Annotated in this window: 16 protein-coding genes; 4 read left to right on the top strand and 12 right to left on the bottom strand. The window is 47.0% G+C overall.

Annotated features, from left to right (window positions below; all coding sequences use genetic code 11):
• Positions 1-40: 40 nt before the first annotated feature.
• Positions 41-2,059, bottom strand: coding sequence for an FAD-dependent oxidoreductase (locus SHEWMR4_RS10050; RefSeq protein ID WP_011622681.1), 2,019 nt, complete (start codon positions 2,057-2,059; stop codon positions 41-43).
• 165 nt (positions 2,060-2,224) lie between these two features.
• Here SHEWMR4_RS10050 and sppA point away from each other — a divergent pair, with 165 nt between their 5' ends.
• On the top strand, positions 2,225-4,069 hold the full coding sequence (gene sppA / locus SHEWMR4_RS10045; protein WP_011622680.1) for a signal peptide peptidase SppA: 1,845 nt from the start codon (positions 2,225-2,227) through the stop codon (positions 4,067-4,069).
• 111 nt (positions 4,070-4,180) lie between these two features.
• Positions 4,181-5,194, top strand: a complete 1,014-nt coding sequence (gene ansA / locus SHEWMR4_RS10040; protein ID WP_011622679.1) for an asparaginase — start codon at positions 4,181-4,183, stop codon at positions 5,192-5,194.
• A gap of 70 nt (positions 5,195-5,264) precedes the next feature.
• Here the strand turns inward: ansA and SHEWMR4_RS10035 are convergent, their stop codons facing one another.
• The 11 genes from SHEWMR4_RS10035 to SHEWMR4_RS09985 all read right to left on the bottom strand — a co-directional run bounded on the left by SHEWMR4_RS10035 (position 5,265) and on the right by SHEWMR4_RS09985 (position 19,837).
• Complete coding sequence (locus SHEWMR4_RS10035; protein ID WP_011622678.1) at positions 5,265-5,546, bottom strand: YeaC family protein; 282 nt, start codon at positions 5,544-5,546, stop codon at positions 5,265-5,267.
• Positions 5,543-5,860, bottom strand: coding sequence for a hypothetical protein (locus SHEWMR4_RS10030; RefSeq protein ID WP_011622677.1), 318 nt, complete (start codon positions 5,858-5,860; stop codon positions 5,543-5,545). Before SHEWMR4_RS10030 ends, SHEWMR4_RS10035 begins: the two co-directional genes overlap by 4 nt.
• A gap of 8 nt (positions 5,861-5,868) precedes the next feature.
• Positions 5,869-6,996: a M14-type cytosolic carboxypeptidase gene (locus tag SHEWMR4_RS10025; RefSeq protein WP_011622676.1), complete on the bottom strand. Its 1,128-nt coding sequence runs from the start codon at positions 6,994-6,996 to the stop codon at positions 5,869-5,871.
• Between the two features lie 180 nt (positions 6,997-7,176).
• Positions 7,177-7,857, bottom strand: a complete 681-nt coding sequence (locus SHEWMR4_RS10020) for a response regulator transcription factor (RefSeq protein WP_011622675.1) — start codon at positions 7,855-7,857, stop codon at positions 7,177-7,179.
• A gap of 196 nt (positions 7,858-8,053) precedes the next feature.
• Positions 8,054-10,621, bottom strand: a complete 2,568-nt coding sequence (locus SHEWMR4_RS10015; RefSeq protein ID WP_011622674.1) for a TonB-dependent receptor plug domain-containing protein — start codon at positions 10,619-10,621, stop codon at positions 8,054-8,056.
• A gap of 961 nt (positions 10,622-11,582) precedes the next feature.
• The gene (ruvB, locus tag SHEWMR4_RS10010) at positions 11,583-12,587 is read right to left on the bottom strand and encodes a Holliday junction branch migration DNA helicase RuvB (RefSeq protein ID WP_011622673.1); all 1,005 of its coding nucleotides are present in this window, start codon (positions 12,585-12,587) and stop codon (positions 11,583-11,585) included.
• Positions 12,588-12,707: 120 nt separating this feature from the next.
• Positions 12,708-13,325 (bottom strand): Holliday junction branch migration protein RuvA, encoded by a 618-nt coding sequence (ruvA, locus tag SHEWMR4_RS10005; protein WP_011622672.1) that lies wholly within the window; start codon positions 13,323-13,325, stop codon positions 12,708-12,710.
• Positions 13,322-13,843: a crossover junction endodeoxyribonuclease RuvC gene (gene ruvC / locus SHEWMR4_RS10000; RefSeq protein ID WP_011622671.1), complete on the bottom strand. Its 522-nt coding sequence runs from the start codon at positions 13,841-13,843 to the stop codon at positions 13,322-13,324. The genes ruvA and ruvC overlap by 4 nt, the downstream gene beginning before the upstream one ends.
• 257 nt (positions 13,844-14,100) lie before the next feature.
• Positions 14,101-14,847, bottom strand: a complete 747-nt coding sequence (locus tag SHEWMR4_RS09995) for a YebC/PmpR family DNA-binding transcriptional regulator (RefSeq protein ID WP_011622670.1) — start codon at positions 14,845-14,847, stop codon at positions 14,101-14,103.
• Between the two features lie 216 nt (positions 14,848-15,063).
• Positions 15,064-16,839 carry an aspartate--tRNA ligase gene (aspS, locus tag SHEWMR4_RS09990; RefSeq protein WP_011622669.1) on the bottom strand — a complete coding sequence of 592 codons (1,776 nt, stop codon included), beginning with the start codon at positions 16,837-16,839 and terminating at the stop codon, positions 15,064-15,066.
• 184 nt (positions 16,840-17,023) lie between these two features.
• The gene (locus tag SHEWMR4_RS09985; RefSeq protein WP_011622668.1) at positions 17,024-19,837 is read right to left on the bottom strand and encodes a diguanylate cyclase domain-containing protein; all 2,814 of its coding nucleotides are present in this window, start codon (positions 19,835-19,837) and stop codon (positions 17,024-17,026) included.
• A gap of 148 nt (positions 19,838-19,985) precedes the next feature.
• Here SHEWMR4_RS09985 and cmoA point away from each other — a divergent pair, with 148 nt between their 5' ends.
• Positions 19,986-20,717 (top strand): carboxy-S-adenosyl-L-methionine synthase CmoA, encoded by a 732-nt coding sequence (cmoA, locus tag SHEWMR4_RS09980; protein ID WP_011622667.1) that lies wholly within the window; start codon positions 19,986-19,988, stop codon positions 20,715-20,717.
• Positions 20,714-21,706: a tRNA 5-methoxyuridine(34)/uridine 5-oxyacetic acid(34) synthase CmoB gene (gene cmoB, locus SHEWMR4_RS09975; RefSeq protein ID WP_011622666.1), complete on the top strand. Its 993-nt coding sequence runs from the start codon at positions 20,714-20,716 to the stop codon at positions 21,704-21,706. The genes cmoA and cmoB overlap by 4 nt, the downstream gene beginning before the upstream one ends.
• The last annotated feature ends 31 nt before the right edge of the window (positions 21,707-21,737 follow it).

Raw genomic sequence — 21,737 nt, 5'->3', positions numbered from 1 at the left:
TGTCAACCTATCTTAGGACGGGACATAAACCTCATAAAAACTACAGTCGCATGGCAAGCTCGGCGCCTTGGCGAATGGCACGTTTTGCATCGAGCTCGGCGGCCACATCAACACCGCCAATCAAGTGCACTGGAATGCCCGTTGCTTTCATCTCATCGACTAAGGTGCGGTTAGATTCTTGTCCGGCGCAAAGGATAACATTATCCACGGCCAATACTTCGGTTTGCTCGCCAACGCGGATATGCAGGCCCGCATCGTCAAACTTGTCATAGCTGACGCCGGTTTTCATCTTCACATCGTGCTGTTTTAACACTAAACGGTGGATCCAGCCGGTGGTTTTACCTAAGCCTTGGCCCATCTTAGAGGTCTTACGTTGTAACAGATAGACTTGTCTATGCTCGCTATTATCGACTTCAGGCTCAGCTAAACCGCCCGCATGCTGATATTGCTTGTCGATACCCCACTGCTTTAACCATTTTTCAGGATTAAGCGTACTCGACTCAGATTCGCAGAGGTAATGCGCCATATCAAAGCCGATACCGCCGGCACCAATCAGGGCCACTTTGTTGCCAATCGTGGCTTGGCCCGTCAGTACCTGTTGATAATCCACCACTTTGGGGCTATCAAATCCTGGTAAGCTTAACTCACGCGGGACCACGCCCGAGGCGATAACGATTTCATCAAAGGTTTCGGTTTCCAGTACCTTAGCATCTAAACGGGTATTTAAGCGCAAATCAATTTTATGCAGTTTGATTTGATTAAGGAAATAACGAATCGTCTCGTTAAACTCTTCTTTTCCTGGGATTTTACGTGCCAGGTTAAACTGACCACCCACCTCGGACTTAGCCTCAAAGAGTACCACTTCATGGCCGCGCATGGCCGCATACACCGAAAATGCCATCCCAGCGGGGCCTGCGCCCATCACAGCAATACGCTTCTTGTTACTGGTGGGTAAAAAGTTAATTTCGGTCTCATAACAGGCACGAGGGTTGACCAAGCAAGTGGCACGTTTGAGTGAGAATGTATGATCCAAACAGGCCTGATTACAGCCAATACAGGTGTTGATAAGCTCTGGCGTGTTAGCCGCCGCTTTATTCACAAACTCAGGATCGGCTAGGAACGGCCGCGCCATTGACACCATATCCGCTTGACCAGAGACAATGATTTGCTCGCCAATCTCAGGCGTATTGATGCGGTTTGTGGCAATCAGAGGCACTGAAACCGATTTTTTAAGTTTTTCTGTTACCCAAGCAAAGGCGCCGCGGGGCACGCTGGTCGCAATGGTTGGCACACGAGCCTCATGCCAGCCAATCCCAGTATTAATAATCGACACCCCAGCATGCTCAAGCCACTTGGCCAGTTGTACGACTTCGTCCCAGGTGGAACCGTTATCGACTAAGTCGAGCATGGATAAGCGGAAGATAATGATAAAGTCTTTGCCCACTTTGGCGCGAATCGCATTCACAATCTCAATCGGGAATTGCGCGCGTTTTTCAAAACTGCCTCCCCATTCATCGGTGCGCGTATTAGTTCGCGAACTGATAAATTGGTTAATCAAATACCCCTCAGAGCCCATCACTTCAACACCATCGTACCCCGCTCTTTTCGCTAAAGCGGCAGAACTGGCGTAATCCTTAATGGTGGCGCGTACTTGGCGGCTTGACATGGCCGAAGGTGTAAAGGGAGTGATAGGCGACTTGATTTTACTCGGCGCCTGCGAAAAAGGATGGTAACCATAGCGCCCCGCATGCAGGATTTGCATACAGATCTTACCGCCAGCCTCGTGCACTGCTTGAGTCACAATGCGGTGTTTACCTACTTGCCAGGGAAAACTCAGCTGACAAGCATGGGGAGTCAAGCGACCACGTAGGTTGGGTGAGATACCGCCGGTGACAATTAAACCGACGCCGCCTAACGCGCGCTCTTTATAAAACGCTGCCAGTTTCTCAAATCCGCCCTTTTCTTCTTCTAAACCCGTGTGCATGGAGCCCATTAACACACGATTTTTGAGCTGGGTAAATCCCAGATCTAAGGGTTCTAATAAATGGGGAAACGACATTCAAACATCCTTTTTAAACAAGTGATTTAAATGAGCATACCTTGAGTCAAATGTAAGCTCAACTGTTGCTAGGGGGTTAAAAGTTAAAATCCTTTACAATTGTGTTTAGCCAGTGAGGGGATTTTCAGTTAGCATTGGCACATTCGATAAGCAAAGGAGTGGCTAATGTCCGCTAACCCATCGTTTTTCAAGAGAATATGTTTATTTATATGGAACACCCTTAACGGGATCCGTAAATTCATACTCAACCTGATTTTTTTTGGCTTCCTCGCCATCATCCTCATTACTATTGGCAGCAGTGAAGATATTCAGGTCGAAGATAACTCAGCATTGGTGCTTAATCTGGCGGGTTCGATTGTCGATCAAAAACAGCAGGTCGATCCGATTGAAGCCGCACTTAAGCAAGGCAATAACGGCAGTAGCGATGGCGAAATCCTGCTGGCAGATATTATCTATGTGATTGATAACGCGACGCACGATAACAGGATCAGCACCATAGTCTTAGACTTGGCCGAGCTGAAACGCGCAGGGATCAGCAAATTACAATCCATCGGTGATGCCCTAAATCGTTTTAAAGAAAGCGGCAAAAAGGTGGTGGCAATTGGAAACTACTACGAGCAAAACCAATACTTTCTTGCCAGCTTTGCCGATACCATTTACCTCAATCCCCAAGGTAGCGTCGCCCTCGATGGCCTAAGTATGTATAACCAATACTTCAAGTCTGCCCTCGAGAAGCTCAAGATAAAGGCCCACATTTTCCGCGTCGGCACCTTTAAATCCGCAGTAGAACCATACATGCGTGACGATATGTCGGATGCGGCCAGAGAAGCCAGCAGCGCCCTACTCGCCGATGTATGGCAGAGTTACACTCAAACTGTGGCACAAAATCGCCAAATTGATGCCAATACCTTAGTGCTCGACTCGGCAAATTACCTCGCGCAACTCGATAAGGCCGAAGGCGACTCCGCCACTATGGCCATCAATATGAAATGGGTCGATACCCTAGCGACCGATGAAGAGTTCCGTAAAGTCATGCTAGATAGCGTGGGTAAAGAGAAGTCGGGTGACAGCTTTAAACAAGTCAGCTTTTACGACTATTTAACCTTAGTGACACCTCTGCCAAGCTTCGTAGAACAAGACAGTGTCGGCATTATCGTTGCCAGCGGCACTATTTTAAATGGCAGCCAACCCGCCGGCCAAATCGGTGGTGATAGCACCGCAGAGCTGTTACGCAAGGCGCGATTTGATAAACATATCAAAGCGCTAGTTCTTCGCGTCGACAGCCCTGGTGGTAGCGCCTTTGCCTCGGAGCAAATTCGCCAAGAATTACTCGCCCTCAAAGCGGCGGGTAAACCTGTGGTGGTGAGTATGGGTAGCCTTGCGGCGTCCGGTGGCTATTGGATTTCGGCCAGCGCCGATTATATCTTCGCAACCCCAACCACACTGACGGGTTCTATCGGGATCTTTGGGATGATCACCACTTTCGAAGATTCACTCGCCAGCTTAGGCATCCATACCGATGGCGTATCGACCTCAGAATGGGCAGGTTTGTCAGTGACTCGTACCCTCTCGCCACAAATCGAGTCGGTTATCCAGCGCCATATCGAGCGTGGCTATTTAGACTTTATCTCTCTGGTCGCTAAGGAACGTAAAATGACCTTAGAACAAGTGGATAGCATCGCCCAAGGCCGTGTGTGGAGTGGTAAAAAAGCCCTAGAGTTAGGTTTAGTGGATGAGCTTGGCGATATCGACCAAGCCGTTGCTAAAGCCGCTAAACTCGCGGATTTAAGTTTGTTCGACACCCGCTTAATTGAGCAAGAGCTCACGCCTGAGCAGCGTTTTGTGCAGCAAATGTTTGCCTCTGTTTCAGCCTACTTACCCGCGTCACTCAGCCATTCAACACTGCTTGAGCAAATGCTGGCTCAATGGACTGGCAACTTAAAGACCATCGCCGCCTTTAACGATCCTAACCATGTGTATGTGTATTGTGACAGCTGCGTGATCAACTAAACCTCACTCAACATCCATAAGAGAAAAGCCCGAACCCTCGGGCTTTTTTATTGGGTTTCTGCCTGCAAAATCGTATAATTCAGCCCACTCGAAGCTAAGATAACGATAACAATGACTAAACGCTCCATTTATGTCGCCTATACGGGCGGCACCATAGGCATGCAAAAAACCGCAAATGGCTTTGCGCCAGTGGCGGGATTTCTCACCCAATGCGTACAATCCATGCCCGAGTTTTACCATGATGAAATGCCAGAATTTGTGATCCACGAGTACTGCCCGCTCATCGACTCATCCAATATGGCACCGACCGACTGGCAAATGATCGCCGATGATATCAAGGCCAATTACGACAAGTACGATGGCTTTGTAATCCTCCATGGCACAGATACCATGGCCTACACCGCATCGGCACTGTCGTTTATGCTTCAAGGCCTGTCCAAACCTGTTATCGTCACTGGCTCACAAATCCCCTTGGCACAGTTAAGATCTGACGGTCAAACCAATCTGCTCAACTCTTTATATATCGCCGCCAATTATCCGGTGGCTGAGGTTTGTTTATTCTTTAATAACAAACTGTTCCGCGGCAATCGCTCCACCAAAGCTCATGCCGACGGCTTCGATGCCTTTGCCTCGCCAAACTTCCCCTTACTGCTTGAAGCGGGCATCAAAATTAATCTGCGTGCAGGTAAAATTGCCACGCCAAGCGATAAGCCTTTGGAAGTCGCTAATATCAGCCCGCAGCCCGTTGGTGTAGTGACTCTCTACCCTGGCATTTCGACGCAAATTTTTGAAAATATTCTGCAGCAACCCGTTAAGGCGCTTATTTTACTGACCTTTGGCGTGGGCAATGCGCCGCAGGATCCGGCATTGCTCCATACCCTAAAGCAAGCGGATGAACGGGGAATTGTGCTAGTGAACCTGACTCAGTGTTTCCAAGGCAAGGTCAATATGGGCGGTTACGCTACAGGCAATGCCCTCGCCAAAGCGGGGGTGATCAGTGGTGCAGATATGACTATTGAAGCCGCACTGGCGAAGTTGCATTACCTACTCTCGAAAAACCTAAAACCGAGCGAAATCAAAGCGGCTATGTTGCAAAACTTGGTCGGTGAACTCAGTCCCGACTAAATATCGCAACGTTACGCATAAAAAAGCCCACATTGGTGGGCTTTTTGTTGTTTAAGCATCAACTCTGCTATTACAGTTCGTCAGCTTTAAACTCGGCAATCGACTCGCCACGGAATTGTTTCTTCAACTCCGCCTTTGACAGCTCATTTAACTTTCCACCGGCACCTATGGTGAAATGTTCAGTTTGCTCTAAACGGCGTGCCTGATAGAGCATCACCACTTGTAGAGTCGATTCACGCTGGGCTTCAGTTAATACTGTGCCATCCTCCCATTTGCCTAATTCAGCGGCGCTACGCAGCCTTTCATAGACTTCTTCGGGCATTTGGTCGATCACTTGATTAATATCTGTCATACACTCTTTCGCTTATGTAATACGATTCTGACACGGGTAATTAAATAACCCACAAAACCAAAGACAAAACAGATGGCACCAATGGTCGCACGTAAACCTTCGGCAGGCTCTCCGCCCCAAAACCAAATCACCACTCCCGCAATAAACAGCGTCATGGCGACAAAGCTATGGTTCATGAGGCTGCTGGACTTTTGGATATGACTGATCCGTGCAAGCGAGTCATTGTCACCATTGGTTTTTGCCTCACAGTGCGGGCAAGCTGGTGCCTTGCTAGACATCCGTTTACGGCAGATTGGACATTCGATTAATGCCATACTCGCACCTATCTTAACTTATCAACCACGGCGAGCATGGCAATCAATGACGCTTCGCCTAAATAAATACTGCGCTCTGGTGACCAACCCACAAATGGATCCTGCAGATTGTTATTGTCTTTAAATGGCATTTCTAAGGTGTTAGACAAACAGTCGAAGGTTTGCGCTACCCAATTAGAGGCCACGGTCAGGTTGGCTTGACCTGGCTCATCTTTGGCGTAACCAAATTCGGTTTGGAAATCTGCACTGGCTAAGGTTAATGCCTGAGTCAAGTCAGCTTGCAGCTGCGCCAATCGCTCATTGTAAGCTGGCACCCCCTCACAACCCGCGAGGAACACATAAGGGAGGCCTTCATCACCATGGACATCGTAGAACAAATCAACGCCAGTTTGCTGCATCTTATGCACTACATGGTAAACCTCAGGGCTTCTTTCTAAGCTCGAGGTTTGCCATTCACGGTTAAGGTTAACCCCAATCGCATTGGTACGCAGATGACCTCTTACGCTGCCATCCGGGTTCATGTTCGGCACAATGTAGAAATTTGCTTTATCGAGCAGCGCTTTTGCCGTTGGACAATCATTATCCAGCAGTCGGTTAACTAAGCCTTCGACTAGCCATTCCGCCATGGTTTCACCAGGATGTTGTCTTGCGGTGATCCAGATATTGCGTTTATCGGGATTGCCATCGCCCACTTTCATCAGGGTGATATCACGGCCATCTAAGGTCAGTCCTAAATGCTCAAGATTAACATCGGGATGCAATTGTGCGTTGCTGAGAAGATCTAAATGACGCTCATAGCTGTAGGGCGCAAAGTATGCGATTTGAATCGCATCACAATCAAGCGCTAACTGAATGCTCAGTTTGCCGTCGATATATTGGGTTGGCACACGGAACCAATGTTGGCGATCGTAACTGGCAACCGCGTGATAATCTTGCCAGCCCTTAGGATAGGAAGCCGTGCCCGCATTGATGATATTCAAGGTGTATTGATTACCCACCTCACCTTCGAATCGGAAGTTGAACCATTGATAAAACTCACCGCCCGCATCGGGACGGATTGCCAGTTGAATATCGTCTTTATTATCAAGATTAATGACTTGGATATTTCCGCCATCAAAATTGGCACTGATCCGCATAATGATTCCTACTTGGTTATTCATGTGAGGGTAATGATGCTAAATGCACATCTACTTTAATGCCCGTTAGAATAAACCAAATCCGTATTTGGGGAAAATGAAAGCGACCAAAATTGCCTAAGAAGCCAGCAGTCGTGCTTTTATTTATCAGTGCCAAGTTTGTTAGCCTTTCACTACACATCAAGCAGAAAAACTGTATCCTTGACCACGGACAGTGTTGATTAATGTCCGCGGTAAACGGGTATTTGCCAGTTTGCGCCGCGTGTTACTGATATGCATATCTAAATTGCGGTCAAAGCGCCCTAGCTCCTTCTGCAATACAGATTTTTGCAGTTCTTGCTTAGTGATCACTTGCCCCTTACGCTCAAACAGGTATTTAAACAGCCTAAACTCGGTTTGCGTGAGTTCTACGGCATTTTTTCCGATAGTGATCCTATAGGCCGTTTCATCGAATTTGACCGGCTGAATTGTTGCCTGCTCTATGGCCATTTGCTCTGGTGGGCGCGATATCAATCGCCGCTCTAAGGCATGCAAACGGACTAATAACTCTTTAATGCTAAAGGGTTTCGTCAAAAAATCATCCGCGCCAAGCTCATAACATCTGATCCTATCTTCCTCATTGTCACGGGCAGAAAGCATCATGATCGGTGTCATACAGTCCCTCGCCTCTAAAAGCGAAAAACCATCCATCTGCGGCATGATCAGATCGAGCATGATAATGTCGGGCATAAAACTGCGGATCCGTTTCAGCCCTTCAATGCCATTTATGGCACATTCAACCTCATGTCCCTGTGTTTTCAGCGCATCAGTTAACCAAACTCTGAATAAAGGATCATCATCGACTAACAGTATTCTACTCATCCCTAAACACCAAACGAGAATCAATATCATTTATGTTACCATAACTAAAAATATGTCTCTAGCATCATAAGTGATTAAAAATCAGTTTTAGCTTATTTGTGATCAAGTTGGCAGCGATGAATAATGGGTTGTAACCTTTTGCACCAAAACAAAAAAGCGCCCGAAGGCGCTTTTTGAGGGTTGGTTCTATCTAAGATTAGAACTTAACTGTCACACCACCGTAAATGGTACGGCCGATAGTGTCGTAAACTTCTGGAACAGTACCGCCATCACTACCGTTAGAAACGGTCAATGGTTTTTCATCAGTAAAGTTCTTCACACCGAAGCTAATAGTTGCCATATCATTGATATGATAAGTACCAGAAATGTTGTGATAAAGGATATCACCTACATTGTAACCTTTGCTCAGGTCACGCATGTCGCCGATGAAACGGTTGAAGTACATTACGTTCCAATCGTCTTGACCTGCAGAGATACTGAAGTTGTTACGTACGCGAGCATAAGCACCGAAGTTACCGTCGATAGTGCCAGTGTATTCTTCACCATCCTGCTCGAACTTCACTAAGTAAGTCGTATCGTTGTTTACTTTCCAATCTAAGCCAATCAGCTCGAAGTTGTAGGCTAAGTTGAAGTCGATACCACTAGTGTCTTGTGAACCTACGTTAGTTAACGCATTCGACAAGTTTGTTAAATCTCCACCTGCGCCAATATTGAATTGATCACAAGCTGCAGTATCACCCGCGAAACACGCATCTAAACCATCTTGTGTGTTTGCACGAGCGATTGCATTAGTTACTTTGAAGCGCCAGTAGTCAAGTGTCACTGACATACCATCGAGGTAGCTTGGTGAGTACACTAAACCAGCAGTGTAAGAGTCTGATTCTTCAGGCTTAAGATCTGCATCTGATATATAGTTAACTTCAATTTGTTCATCTAATTCTTTACCCCAAGGATCTGTTAGGTAATCAAATGAACCTGAGTTGCCGCCATAAAGCTCACTTACACTCGGAGCACGGAAACCTGTTGCTGCTACGGTACGAACCATCAGCTCGTCTGTTGCATTATATGTTAAACCGATTTTCCAAGTGGTCGCTTTACCAAAGGTTGAGTAATCATCTAAACGCAGTGCAAATTCACCCGTCAGTTTTTCAGTAAAAGGCACGCTAACTTCTTGGAAAATAGAAATTACGTTGTAGTTACCATCGGTTGGATCTTGTTGTGAAGCAGTACTTTCACCCGCAACAACAATAGGATCTGGATTATAGAAGCCACTTTCACGACGGTACTCTGCACCGATAGCGAAACCTACAGCACCAGCGCTCAGGTCGAATAACTCACCGTTCAGACCAGCTGACAGTGTTTGTTGCTCATTACCGCCGTTTGCCTTTTCTGTGTAGCTTACATCATTACCAATTTGGTTTGATAATTCTGCACCGCTAAACCAAACATCTTGGTCAGCATATATTGAATTAGCAACATCTTTAGCATTAATAGAGTTTGCAACAGCTGTTTTAGCCTGGTTTTTACCATAGGTATAAGTAACGTCCCAGTTCATACCTGTATGTACATCTAAAGTACCCGCTAAACCACCAGATAAACGCCAAGTATCAGTATCCTGAGAATAAATACGTGGTCCAACATCATTCATACGACGGCGATAGTTAACCATGCCATCATCTGCAACAATGCCAGCTGTAGCCATTGAGTTATCCAACGTAACACATTTTGTTGGGTCAACACCTTGACCACAAACATTCAGCATAATATCAGCAGGTTGTGGAGCTAACTGTTGGTTAGAGCGACGGTTTGTGTATAAGGCATCAGCAGTTAACACCACATCATTACCAAGCTCTTGCGTCATATTTGCAAACAAGCTACGTCTTTCACTCGGAGTCTGATAAAAACTATCTTGGGTGAAATTGTAACCATTTTCTAATGGACTCCAATTTCCTCCTTGATTAATTTTAACTTCTTTCTCATTGACACCATCTTCATCCAGAACAGGCTGGCCATTTTCATCTAAAACGTTACCGACAAGTCCGCCATTTGGTACAAAAGAGCTAGCACCAGGTTTAGTCCAACTACGGTCCGATTGGATCACACCACGACGATCTGAGTAAGCCGCACCAAAGGTGTAGTTACCACCATCGGTATTGAAACCATATAATGCACTGACATCACCGTTTTGACCGTCACCCTTGTCGGTGCCGCTACCGTTGAAGTCTAATTGGAAACCATCGAAATCTTTCTTAGTGATGATGTTCACTACACCGGCGATCGCATCAGAACCGTATACCGCTGAGGCACCGTCTTTCAGGATTTCAACGCGAGCGATCATAGCTACAGGGATAGAGTTTAAATCCACTGCACTGTCAGCACCTGAACCTGAGTTCACCATGCGACGGCCGTTTAATAGTACGAGTGTACGTTGCGAGCCCATACCACGTAAGTCAACTTGAGCAACACCGTCTGCACCGTTGTTAGTGGTTGAACCAATCGCAGCACCTGCCATTGAAGTTTGAACTTGTAGCATTTGGTCTACAGAGGTGAAGCCTTCGGCTTTGATTGCAGCTGCATCAATAACGGTAACAGGAGAAGCTGTTTCCATATCTTGACGTTGAATACGTGAACCCGTGACTTCAATACGTTCAACTTTTGCAGTCTCTTCGGCTGCAAATGCGCTTGATGCAACAAAGGTACCTGCAGCAATTGAGCTAACGACAGCTAAATTAATAGCTGATGCAACTTTGGTTCTTTTGATCATGAATGAATGCTCCCTAGATCTTACTATTATTTTTATGCTTACAGTTTGTACGACTATTGCTGTACGACTGTTGCGCTTGATACTGAGGATTCACTTTCATTCAGTCAACGTTCATTTTTTTAACCTTAACAACAAATTTGTTTATTATTTTGACCAATGTTGTAACCCAATTGTTTAACTCTGATATTGAGTACCAATCAACTCCTATTAACAGCATTTAAAACCGTAAATTTTAGGGGTAAACAGTGATTTCAGCTGTTAATAAAATAACATTTAACAAACATTGAATTCCCTTAAAAATGTGACGCACATCACATTTCATCAAATGAGAACTATCTGACGCACAGAATCAAATGTCGATTAATTATGCACGCAGGCAATCTTTGCAACAAAAAGAATCGTGCAAATATAAGAGATTTCATGCTGGACATAGATAAAAAATGAATAACTTGTGATTTTTATGCACCACACATATACGATAAACAAAAACGCAACAATTCATTGTAAATTATTATCAATCTTAAGCATGAGATGCTTCAGGGGGAGATAGGGATAAAAAAGCGGAAATATAATGCATCTATCGGATAGGAAACGCTGAGCCAAAACCATCTGAATGCTGATTTTATGAACAATATAAATACCATTCGAGTTATTCCAACTCAACACATAAATATATTTGTTTTATTATTGTTAATGAGTCGAGTTAAATATTTTTTAGAAACCAAAAAAGATTATTATTTAGGCGAATAAATTTAAATAAAAACAGCATCCCAATGACTATCCCGCTCCATAGTCCATTAAATTAAACCACTATTCATTAAATAATATTCATCTTAATGATTTGGATGTGGTTCGTTCTAGCGACAAAGTTATCTGGTGACAAAAAGGACAATAATAAAATCGGTAAAAACAAAAAGCGGCCAAGGCCGCTTTTTGTTAACAAGGTCATCCTTCTTGGATGTTACTCTGGTTTTATCATGCCAAAATGCAGATAGGCTCTGGTTGTGGCAATACGACCGCGTGGCGTTCGTTGGATAAAGCCTTGTTGGATAAGGAAAGGTTCCAATACATCTTCAATGGTTTCACGCTCCTCACCAATTGCCGCGGCAAGGTTATCAAGCCCCACAGGGCCACCCATAAACTTATCGATAATCGCGAGTAGCAGTTTTCGGTCCATATAATCGAACCCTTCACCATCAACATCGAGTAAATCGAGCGCGTGCTCAGCGACTTTCTTGGTTACAGCGCCATCGTGTTTCACTTCCGCATAATCACGCACTCGGCGCAGTAAACGGTTGGCAATCCTCGGAGTGCCCCGTGAGCGTTTGGCAATTTCGGTCGCCCCTTCACTATCAATGGCCAATCCCATCACCTGCGCCGAACGTGTCACAATGGTGCTTAAATCTTTAACATTATAAAACTCGAGCCGAAGTGGAATGCCAAAACGCGCCCTTAGCGGAGAGGTTAACGCACCTGCCCGCGTGGTCGCCCCCACCAAGGTAAAAGGCGGTAGATCCAACTTAATCGAGCGAGCTGCTGGCCCCTCACCTATCATAATATCCAGCTGATAGTCTTCCATCGCAGGATACAGAATTTCTTCGACGACAGGACTTAAACGGTGAATTTCATCGATAAAAAGCACATCCCCCGCCTCAAGATTGGTGAGCAGCGCCGCCAAATCCCCGGCTTTCTCGAGCACTGGCCCCGACGTCGATTTGATGTTCACCCCCATTTCATTAGCCACGATCATGGCTAAGGTGGTTTTACCTAACCCCGGCGGGCCGTAGATCAACATATGGTCTAAGGCTTCTTCGCGATTCTTTGCCGCTTGAATAAACACTTTTAATTGGGCACGCGTATCATCCTGCCCAGTATATTCATCGAGCAATTTAGGGCGCATCGCCCTGTCGATAACATCATCTTGACCTTGCAGCTGCGGCTGGATCAGTCTATCTGCTTCAATCATTTACCTATTCCTGTTACCGCATCGACATACGGCACTTGCTATTTTTGTGCAGTTGCAACCTAACTGGCTGCAAAAATCGCGTACCGCAATATAACACTAGCCTCAATGAAAACCATGCCATTAGAGCATCGATTTTAACGCGGCCTTAATCAAGGTCTCACTGTCCATGCCTTCTTTATAGGCGGCAGAAACGGCTTTACTCGCCTGTGGTGGTTTATAGCCGAGGGAGAGCAAGGCTGAAATCGCATCCTCTTCGGCACTATTGACCGTCGGAGCCGGTGAATAGTTAGATTGCAGCACGAACTCACGCTCAGAGCCTACCGATGCTTCCATCAAGCTCTTCAATTTATCGCGCATCTCGACTAATAAACGTTCGGCGGTCTTTTTACCAACACCGGGTAATTTCACCAGCGTCACTATATCATCGCGCTCGACACAGCCCACAAACTCGCTGGCGGTCATGCCAGAAAGAATGGTTAACGCCAGTTTAGGACCCACGCCGTTGGCCTTGATAAGCAAGCGAAACAGTGAGCGCTCTTTTTTAGTGATAAAGCCGTAAAGCAGCTGGGCATCTTCACGCACCACAAAATGGGTATACACTGTGGTCGGTTGATTGACCTCCGGGAGTTCATAGAAGCTGGTAAGGGGCATCTGTAACTCGTAACCCACGCCATTGACATCAATCAACACCTCTGGCGCTTGCTTTTCAATTAACACGCCACGTAAACGACCTATCATCTGTACCGTCCATATGTTCTTGTTGTCGCTCGGCCGCTTAAGGCGACCAAACTTTGATTGGTGTGATAATGACATACCGCAACGCCAAGCGCATCCGCAGCGTCGGCCTGTGGCGCCGCGGGCAGCTTAAGTAATTGCTGGATCATATGTTGAACCTGTTCTTTCTTGGCTCGCCCCGTTCCGACCACCGCATTCTTAATTTGGGTGGCACTGTATTCGGCAACGGGTAAGTTGGCCACTGTTGCAGCCACGATGGCCGCACCACGGGCTTGGCCCAATTTCAAGGCCGAGTCGGCATTCTTGGCGAGAAACACTCGCTCAATCGCAAATTCATCGGGTTGGTATTGGCGAATAATTTCACTGATCCCATCAAAGATTTGCTTGAGTCTTAATGGTAAATCCTCACCCGAGGTGCGAATGCAGCCGCTGCCCAAATAAAGTTGCTGCCGCCCTTGGCATTGGATAACGCCGTAACCTGTGATCCGAGAACCTGGGTCAACCCCTAAAATAATCGCCATGCTATCCCTAATGCCTGTGCTCGACTTTATTCAACCTAGATAACGGCGGTTGTAAGCCGAGTAACAGCGCAAAAAACATCAATAAATCAAAGATAAATCTAAGGTGACCCTATAAGCAAGATGCGGTGTCTAAACGCTGGTTCAAAGCTGAGTGTTAAACGCTTGCTCTATGTAAGAATCGATCTATGCAAGAATTAAGCTCTGGCGAGTTCAGTTCCGGCCACCTACTAAGATAAAAATCAAATGACAGCTTGGGTTTACCCTAAGCTTTCCATAATCTCATCGGAGATTTCGGCATTATGATACACCTCTTGCACATCATCGTGCTCTTCGAGGGTATCGATAAGACGCATAAACTTCTCTGCCGTCTCTGCATCTAACTCCGCTTTGGTCGAGGCTATCATCGCGATTTCGGCGTTATCACTGACAAATCCCGCCGCATCGAGGGCATCTTTCACCCCATAAAACTCCGTCGGTTCGGTAAATACGTCAATTGCACCATCATCGTAACTCACCACATCTTCGGCGCCCGCTTCTAGCGCCGCGTCCATCAGGGCGTCTTCATCTGTGCCCGGCGCATAGGACAACACGCCGCGCTTAGTGAACAAATAGGCAACCGAACCATCGGTCCCTAAGTTCCCACCCGATTTACTAAAGGCATTACGCACGCCGCTCACGGTACGGTTACGGTTATCAGTCATGGTTTCGACCATCACAGCGGTGCCGCCTGGGCCATAGCCTTCGTAAATAATGGTTTCGAGTTGCTGGCCTTCAAGCTCACCAGCGCCGCGTTTGATTGCGCGCTCAATGGTGTCGCGGGTCATGTTGCCGCCGAGCGCTTTATCGATTGCGATACGCAGACGCGGGTTTGAATCGGGATCTGAGCCACCTTCACGGGCTGAAACCGTTAACTCGCGGATAAATTTGGTAAAGAGTTTACCGCGTTTAGCATCTTGCGCTGCTTTGCGGTGCTTAATGTTGGCCCACTTACTATGACCTGCCATGGGAGTTCTCCTCTACACATAGCCATTGCACATCTTATCAATAGCCTAAGGTAACCTTGACGGCGCCTCTTGTGAGGTTCCTATAACCAATGTTCCTTTACACAAAGATTGACGGCAAATTCAGTGACGTCGATGACGCAGATATTGATAAGAAATGAAATGACGGGGTAAAAATAGACCGAGGCTTGCGCCTCGGTACTCGATAATCACTAAAGATTAGTCTTCAGTCTTCGCGGCTTTCACCACGGAAATACCTAGTTCAGCTAATTGTTGTGGGTTAGCAAAACCTGGAGCATTGGTTAACGGACACGCAGCAGTGGTGGTTTTCGGGAAAGCCATCACATCACGGATTGAGCTTGCGCCCGTCATCAGCATGATAATACGGTCTAAACCGAATGCCAGACCCGCATGTGGTGGCGTACCGTAGCGCAGCGCTTCGAGTAAGAAGCCGAATTTCTCTTTCGCTTCTTCATCAGTAATGCCAAGGATACGGAATACCGCAGATTGCATCTCTTGGTTGTGGATACGAACTGAACCACCACCTAATTCACAGCCGTTTAATACCATGTCGTAGGCATCTGACACACGGTTAGCCGGATTGGCTTCCAGCTCTTGTGGTGTCACGCCGCGTGGCGCAGTAAACGGATGGTGAACCGCGTGGAAGCTGCCGTTGATCTTCTCAAACATTGGGAAGTCAACCACCCACAGTGGACGCCATTGACCTTCGAGCAGGTTAAAGTCTTCACCGGCTTTTAGACGCAGTGCGCCCATAGATTCAGCAACCACAGTCGCGTTATCGGCACCAAACAGGATGATATCGCCAGTTTGTGCGCCAGTGCGGCTGATGATTTCGTTCACAATGTCTTCGTTCAAGAACTTGAGCACAGGTGATTGAATGCCTTCTAAGCCTTGAGTAAGGTCGTTTAGCTTCATCCACGCTAAACCTTTAGCACCGTATATACCGACAAACTTAGTGTAATCATCGATTTGCTTACGGGATAAGCTCGCGCCACCTGGAATACGCAGGGCCGCAACACGACCTTCTTCGTCATTAGCTGGGCCTGAGAATACCGCAAACTCCACTTCTTTGAGCAAGTCAGCTACGTCAACCAGTTCTAATGGGTTACGTAAATCAGGCTTATCTGAACCGAAACGACGCATGGCTTCGTTATAGGTCATACGTGGGAATTCGCCTAAATCGACGTTCAGCATCTCAAGGAACAGACCACGCATCATTTCTTCGGTCTTAGCCATCACCTGCTCAGACGTCATAAATGAAGTTTCGATATCGATTTGAGTAAATTCTGGCTGACGGTCAGCACGTAAGTCTTCGTCACGGAAGCATTTTACGATTTGATAGTAACGATCAAAGCCTGACATCATCAGTAACTGTTTAAACAGCTGTGGTGATTGTGGCAGCGCGAAGAATTGACCTTTGTAAGTGCGGCTTGGCACTAAATAGTCACGTGCACCTTCTGGCGTCGCCTTAGTCAGAATAGGCGTTTCGATATCTAAGAAGCCGTTTGAGTCGAGGAAACGACGCACAGCACTGGTCACTTTCGCGCGGAACATTAAGCGCTGCGCCATTTCTGGGCGACGTAAATCTAAATAACGGTACTTTAGACGCTGCTCTTCACTGTTGTTTTGATAGTTATCTAAGCTCAGCGGCAGCGGCTCAGAACTATTGATGATCGTCAGTTCTTTACCTAATACTTCAATTTCGCCGGTCTTCATTTGCGCGTTAACTTGGCTATTAGGACGGGCACGCACGAGACCTTTGACCTGAACACAAAACTCGGCGCGCAGCGTACTGGCAACATTAAAGACCTCAGGTAAATCTGGATCGTAAACCACTTGGACCAGACCTTCTCTGTCTCTTAAATCTAAAAAGACCACGCCACCCAAATCACGGCTACGATTAACCCAACCTACCAAGGTAACTTCTTGTCCAACGTGAGACTTATTGACGTCTCCACAATAATGACTGCGCATCTAACTCTATCCTTTATCCGGAAACCGGTGCTTTGGAAATAATCAAAACGAGATAAAAGCGGCATTATAGTCAAATAATGCCGATTACCAAAGTACTTCACTTTTAGGCGGTGAAGTATCAAACAGTTTTACGCCCTTGACTAGAGGCGAACGCACTATCTGCGTATAAGCGTTCAAAAAAACATCAAGCTAGGCGGTAGCAACGGCCACCCGCCGTTTTGGCTTGATACATCAGTTGGTCAGCTTTCTTCATTAACTCGATGGCCGTATCGCCATCGCGGGGATAAATCACCACACCTATGCTGATGGCAACCTCGACTGTCACCCCTTCTACGCTAAAAGGTGACGAAAGCGAGTGCAGAATATTATCAGCAACTTGGGTGGCAGCATCGAGATCTTGCACACGATTTAGCAGGATCACAAACTCATCTCCCCCGAATCTTGCTACTGTATCAGAATGACGAATGGCTTTGGTCAGTAATCCCGCCACTTGCAATAACAACGCATCTCCTACCGGGTGACCATATTGATCATTAATCTGTTTAAAGTTGTCTAAATCGATAAACAGTAAGGCAAAGTGACTATGATCCCGCCGATGGGCCAACAAAGCCTGTGACAATCTGTCATCCAAGAGTGCCCGATTAGGTAACTGGGTTAAAGCATCGTGGCTGGCAACGTGTTGTAAACGTTTTTCTGCGGCAATGCGGCGAGTGATCTCCAAGTTTAAGCGACGATTCACCATTAATACCGCAACCATAACGACCGCTAAGCTTAGCGCACCAACCAATAGATAGCGGATCCATTGCACATAGCGGCTATTGTCCGAATCAAGGGAGAAACTCACCCAATGGGAATAGATTTGTTGCTGAGTATGCAGGTCGATTTGCGCTAACACACGATTGATTAAGGGAACCAAAGGCGCATATTGCGGATTAAGTCCAAAGTGGCTGTGCTGATCGGCTAAATCACTGAGTAGCGACATTTTGAGTAGCGGATATTGGCCCGTTTTTAACTCAGAGGCCAGCGTCACTACTTTGTCGATAAATACATCCGCATGACCCTCATTGACCGCAGCGAGTCCCGACTGGATATCTTGCACCAACACGAGCTTAAGCGAAGGCTGCAACGCCATCAGTTGTGCCACAAGATGGTACCCCTCCACCACAGCGACTCTTTGCCCCGCCAATTGCGCCAGATTAAATACCGACACCTGCTCAAGCTGTGACACTAAACCCCACGGCGATGGCCAGTAGGGATCACTAAAAGCTAAGTATTGTTGTCGTTCAGCCGTTTGGGCAATACTACCCGCAAGCGCAATTTCCCCCGAGCGTAAAGCACTGATCAGCGATTGCCAATCATCGAAGGCAACGGGTCGAAGATTTATCTGCAATTGCTCGGCGAGGATATGGCTTACATCACTATTAATCCCCGCAAATTGACCCTCGTCATCGTTAAACTCCATCGGTGGCCACTGTTTTAAGTAACCTAACTTAACTTCACCTAATTGTGCGAGGTAATCCTGTTCGCTACTTGAGAGCTGAGTACCATGTAATCCCTTCTGATTAAAAATACGGTCCTTAGGATTCAGCATCCATTTCTGCTCAACTTCGGCAAATTCCTGCATGCTAATGCTGCGAAAACCATTAGCGATGCGTTGGGTTAAGCCTGGATCGTCACTTCGCGTGAGCACATACACATCGGTCGGAAACTCAAGCTCAGGATATTGGTGAAATTCGGACCAGGCCTTATTTTGCAATAAATAATGGGAAGTCCATGCCCCCGCAGCCACAAAGCCGACAATTTCCCCAGATCTCGCCCCCGCCACCATGTTATCCATATTGTCGTAATAACGCAGAGTAATGTCGGGCAGCGCTTTACGCAGCGCCACTAAATAAGGTGCCGTAGGCACAACACCGATACGTTTGCCCTTTAAACTCTGCAAATCGGTCAGTTGTTGTTGATATAAGAACAGCCGACTCTTCACCGTATAGAGTTGCCACGCACGGGTTAAGCCGGTTTTCAGATCGTCACTTTCTGGGTAACCAATATGCGCATCGGCTAAACCTTGACGCACATCGTTGACGGTGGCATTCATGTCGCCTGGGATAAAATCGACATTGATACCCGTTTTTGCCGACCATAATTGCCACAGATCCACATAAAGCCCATGGGGCAAACCGTCAACGCCGAGATCAACAAAGGGTTCAACGCCCAATTGCATGGCCACCACTAGGCCAGCCTTTTGACCATGATACCCAAGCCAGCGCCGCTCGGTTTGTTGCACAAAACGCGGATCGAGCGCCTGAAAGCCTTTATTAATCTTCTTGACTAAGCCGTGATTACCTTTCATCACCGCGGGGACAAACTGCATGGCTTTGATGGGGATACGCGCACTGATCGGAAAGCTACCTGCAATGGCTTGACTGGAGGCGGGATCGCGAAGATAACCATCGAGTCCGGCAAACACAACCGTCTCTCCCGCTGCAACACCCGCCAGCAGTTTTTCACGGCTCTCATAATATTTGAAGACTAAATTCGGTTCGATACGGCGCAGCTCCGCCTCATGGGATGAGCCGCTCACAATGCCGATTTGATAAGGAATAAGTTCCTTGATGGACTTTTTGCCTTGTAAGGATTTATGCAGGTATAAATAGGTGCTGACATTAGCGATAGGCTGTGCGAAATCAAACAATTGTTCACGTTCAGGAGTCTGCCCCATCCCAATATGCACTTGGGCTTTGCCTTGCTGTAATTGCACCAAAGATTCATTCCAATGCCGCGCCACAAACACTAATGGTGTATCGGTGCGCTTGCCCCATTCCTTCCAGAGATCGACTAATAGTCCCGTGGCTTCGCCGTCGTTGTCGACAAACTGATAGGGAAAGCTGTCTTCCCCCATCACCACAATCAGTGACTCAGTCTGTCCTTGACTGGCGTTAACTGCGCTACTTAAGAGTGTGCAACACAGGATCACGATAAGCTGGAGCACTAACTTCAACTGGGGTCCCTAGTACTTGATGTACAATGTAAAGACTTTGTTATTGATGCATATTAGACAGAAATTTCGGGCAAATTACTAGCCGAGACTTGCTGCTAGTCAACGGGATTCGTTAAAATGCATGGCTGAATTTTCGAGATATTCCCAGATGAACGCTTCCCAAGATACTATCTACGCTCAAGCGAGCGAACACATTAGCGATTTCCAGTTTGATAATCGTGTCGCGGGTGTCTTCAGTGACATGATCCGCCGCTCGGTTCCTGGCTATACGCAAATTATCAATACTATTGGCGATTTTGCGGATCGTTTCGTCAAGCCGAATACCCAAGTCTATGATTTAGGTTGCTCTTTAGGCGCAGCCACTTTAAGTATTCGCCGTCAAATCCAGGGCCGCGATTGTCGCATTATCGCCGTGGACAATAGCGAATCCATGGTGACGCGCTGCCAAGAAAACCTCAATGCCTATGTGAGTGATACTGAGGTTGAGCTGATCTGCGGCGATATTCGTGATATTCACATCGAAAACGCTTCTTTAGTCGTGCTTAACTTTACCCTGCAATTTTTACCGCCAGAGGACAGAGAAGCGCTGATCGCGAAGATTTATCACGGCTTGAATCCCGGCGGTCTGTTAGTGCTGTCGGAAAAAATTCGCTTCGATGATGCGCCGATCCAAAGTGTGCTCGAAGAGCTGCACTTAGACTTTAAACGCGCCAATGGCTACAGCGAGCTCGAAATCAGTCAAAAGCGCAGCGCGCTCGAAAACGTGATGAAGCCCGATACCTTAACTCTCCACCAGCAACGTTTGACTCGCCAAGGGTTTAGCCACTTTAGCTTGTGGTTCCAATGTTTTAATTTCTCTTCCATGGTGGCCATCAAGTGATCAGTTTCAGCTCCTTTTACCAACAAATTGCCGATTCCAATTTGCAGCATTGGCTCGAGACTTTGCCAGCCATTCTCGGCAAATGGCAAAGAGAACATAAGCACGGCAACTTACCCAAGTGGGAAAAAGTGCTCAATAAGCTGCACTATCCTGCCCCAGATCGCGTTGACTTTGTCAGCAGCGTGACCGTCGGCACTGGCGAGCAACTCACGCCCGGCGAAAAGGAAAAGCTTGAGAACCTACTGCGCTTGTTTATGCCTTGGCGCAAAGGCCCTTTCCATATCCACGGCATTCATATCGATACCGAATGGCGCAGCGATTGGAAGTGGGATCGCGTGAGCCCGCATATTTCTCCTTTGCAAAACCGCACTGTGCTCGATGTCGGCTGTGGCAGCGGTTATCACATGTGGCGCATGCTTGGTGCGGGCGCAAAACGCGTGGTGGGCATCGACCCTTCGCCATTGTTTTTATGCCAATTCGAAGCCGTTAAACGCCTAAGTGGTGAAAATCACCCGGTACACTTACTGCCACTTGGCATTGAAGAGCTGCCACCACTGGATGCATTCGATACGGTTTTCTCCATGGGCGTCTTGTATCACAGACGTTCGCCTATTGATCACTTGTTACAATTACGTGATCAGTTACGTATGGGTGGGGAATTAGTGTTAGAGACTTTGGTAATAGATGGTGATGAAAACGCCGTACTCGTCCCTCAAGATAGATATGGGAAAATGAATAATGTATGGTTTATTCCATCCGTCGCGGCCCTGATGCTCTGGCTAAAGAAGTGTGATTTCACAGACATACGTTGTGTCGACACCGATGTCACCGCATTAGCCGAACAGCGCCGAACCGATTGGATGCCGAATGAGTCACTGGTTGAATATCTTGACCCTAACGATATCACTAAGACTATCGAGGGTTACCCCGCGCCGAAACGCGCAACGATTATTGCGGTGAAAAATCAACCCAATCAAGATTTGACCTAACGAGTTAACTCCAGTGGCCTAATACGCTTAT

Source organism: Shewanella sp. MR-4 (assembly GCF_000014685.1).
GTDB lineage: Bacteria > Pseudomonadota > Gammaproteobacteria > Enterobacterales > Shewanellaceae > Shewanella.
The sequence above is the reverse complement of the archived record's forward strand: the minus strand, read 5'-3'. Positions and strand labels throughout refer to the sequence as shown.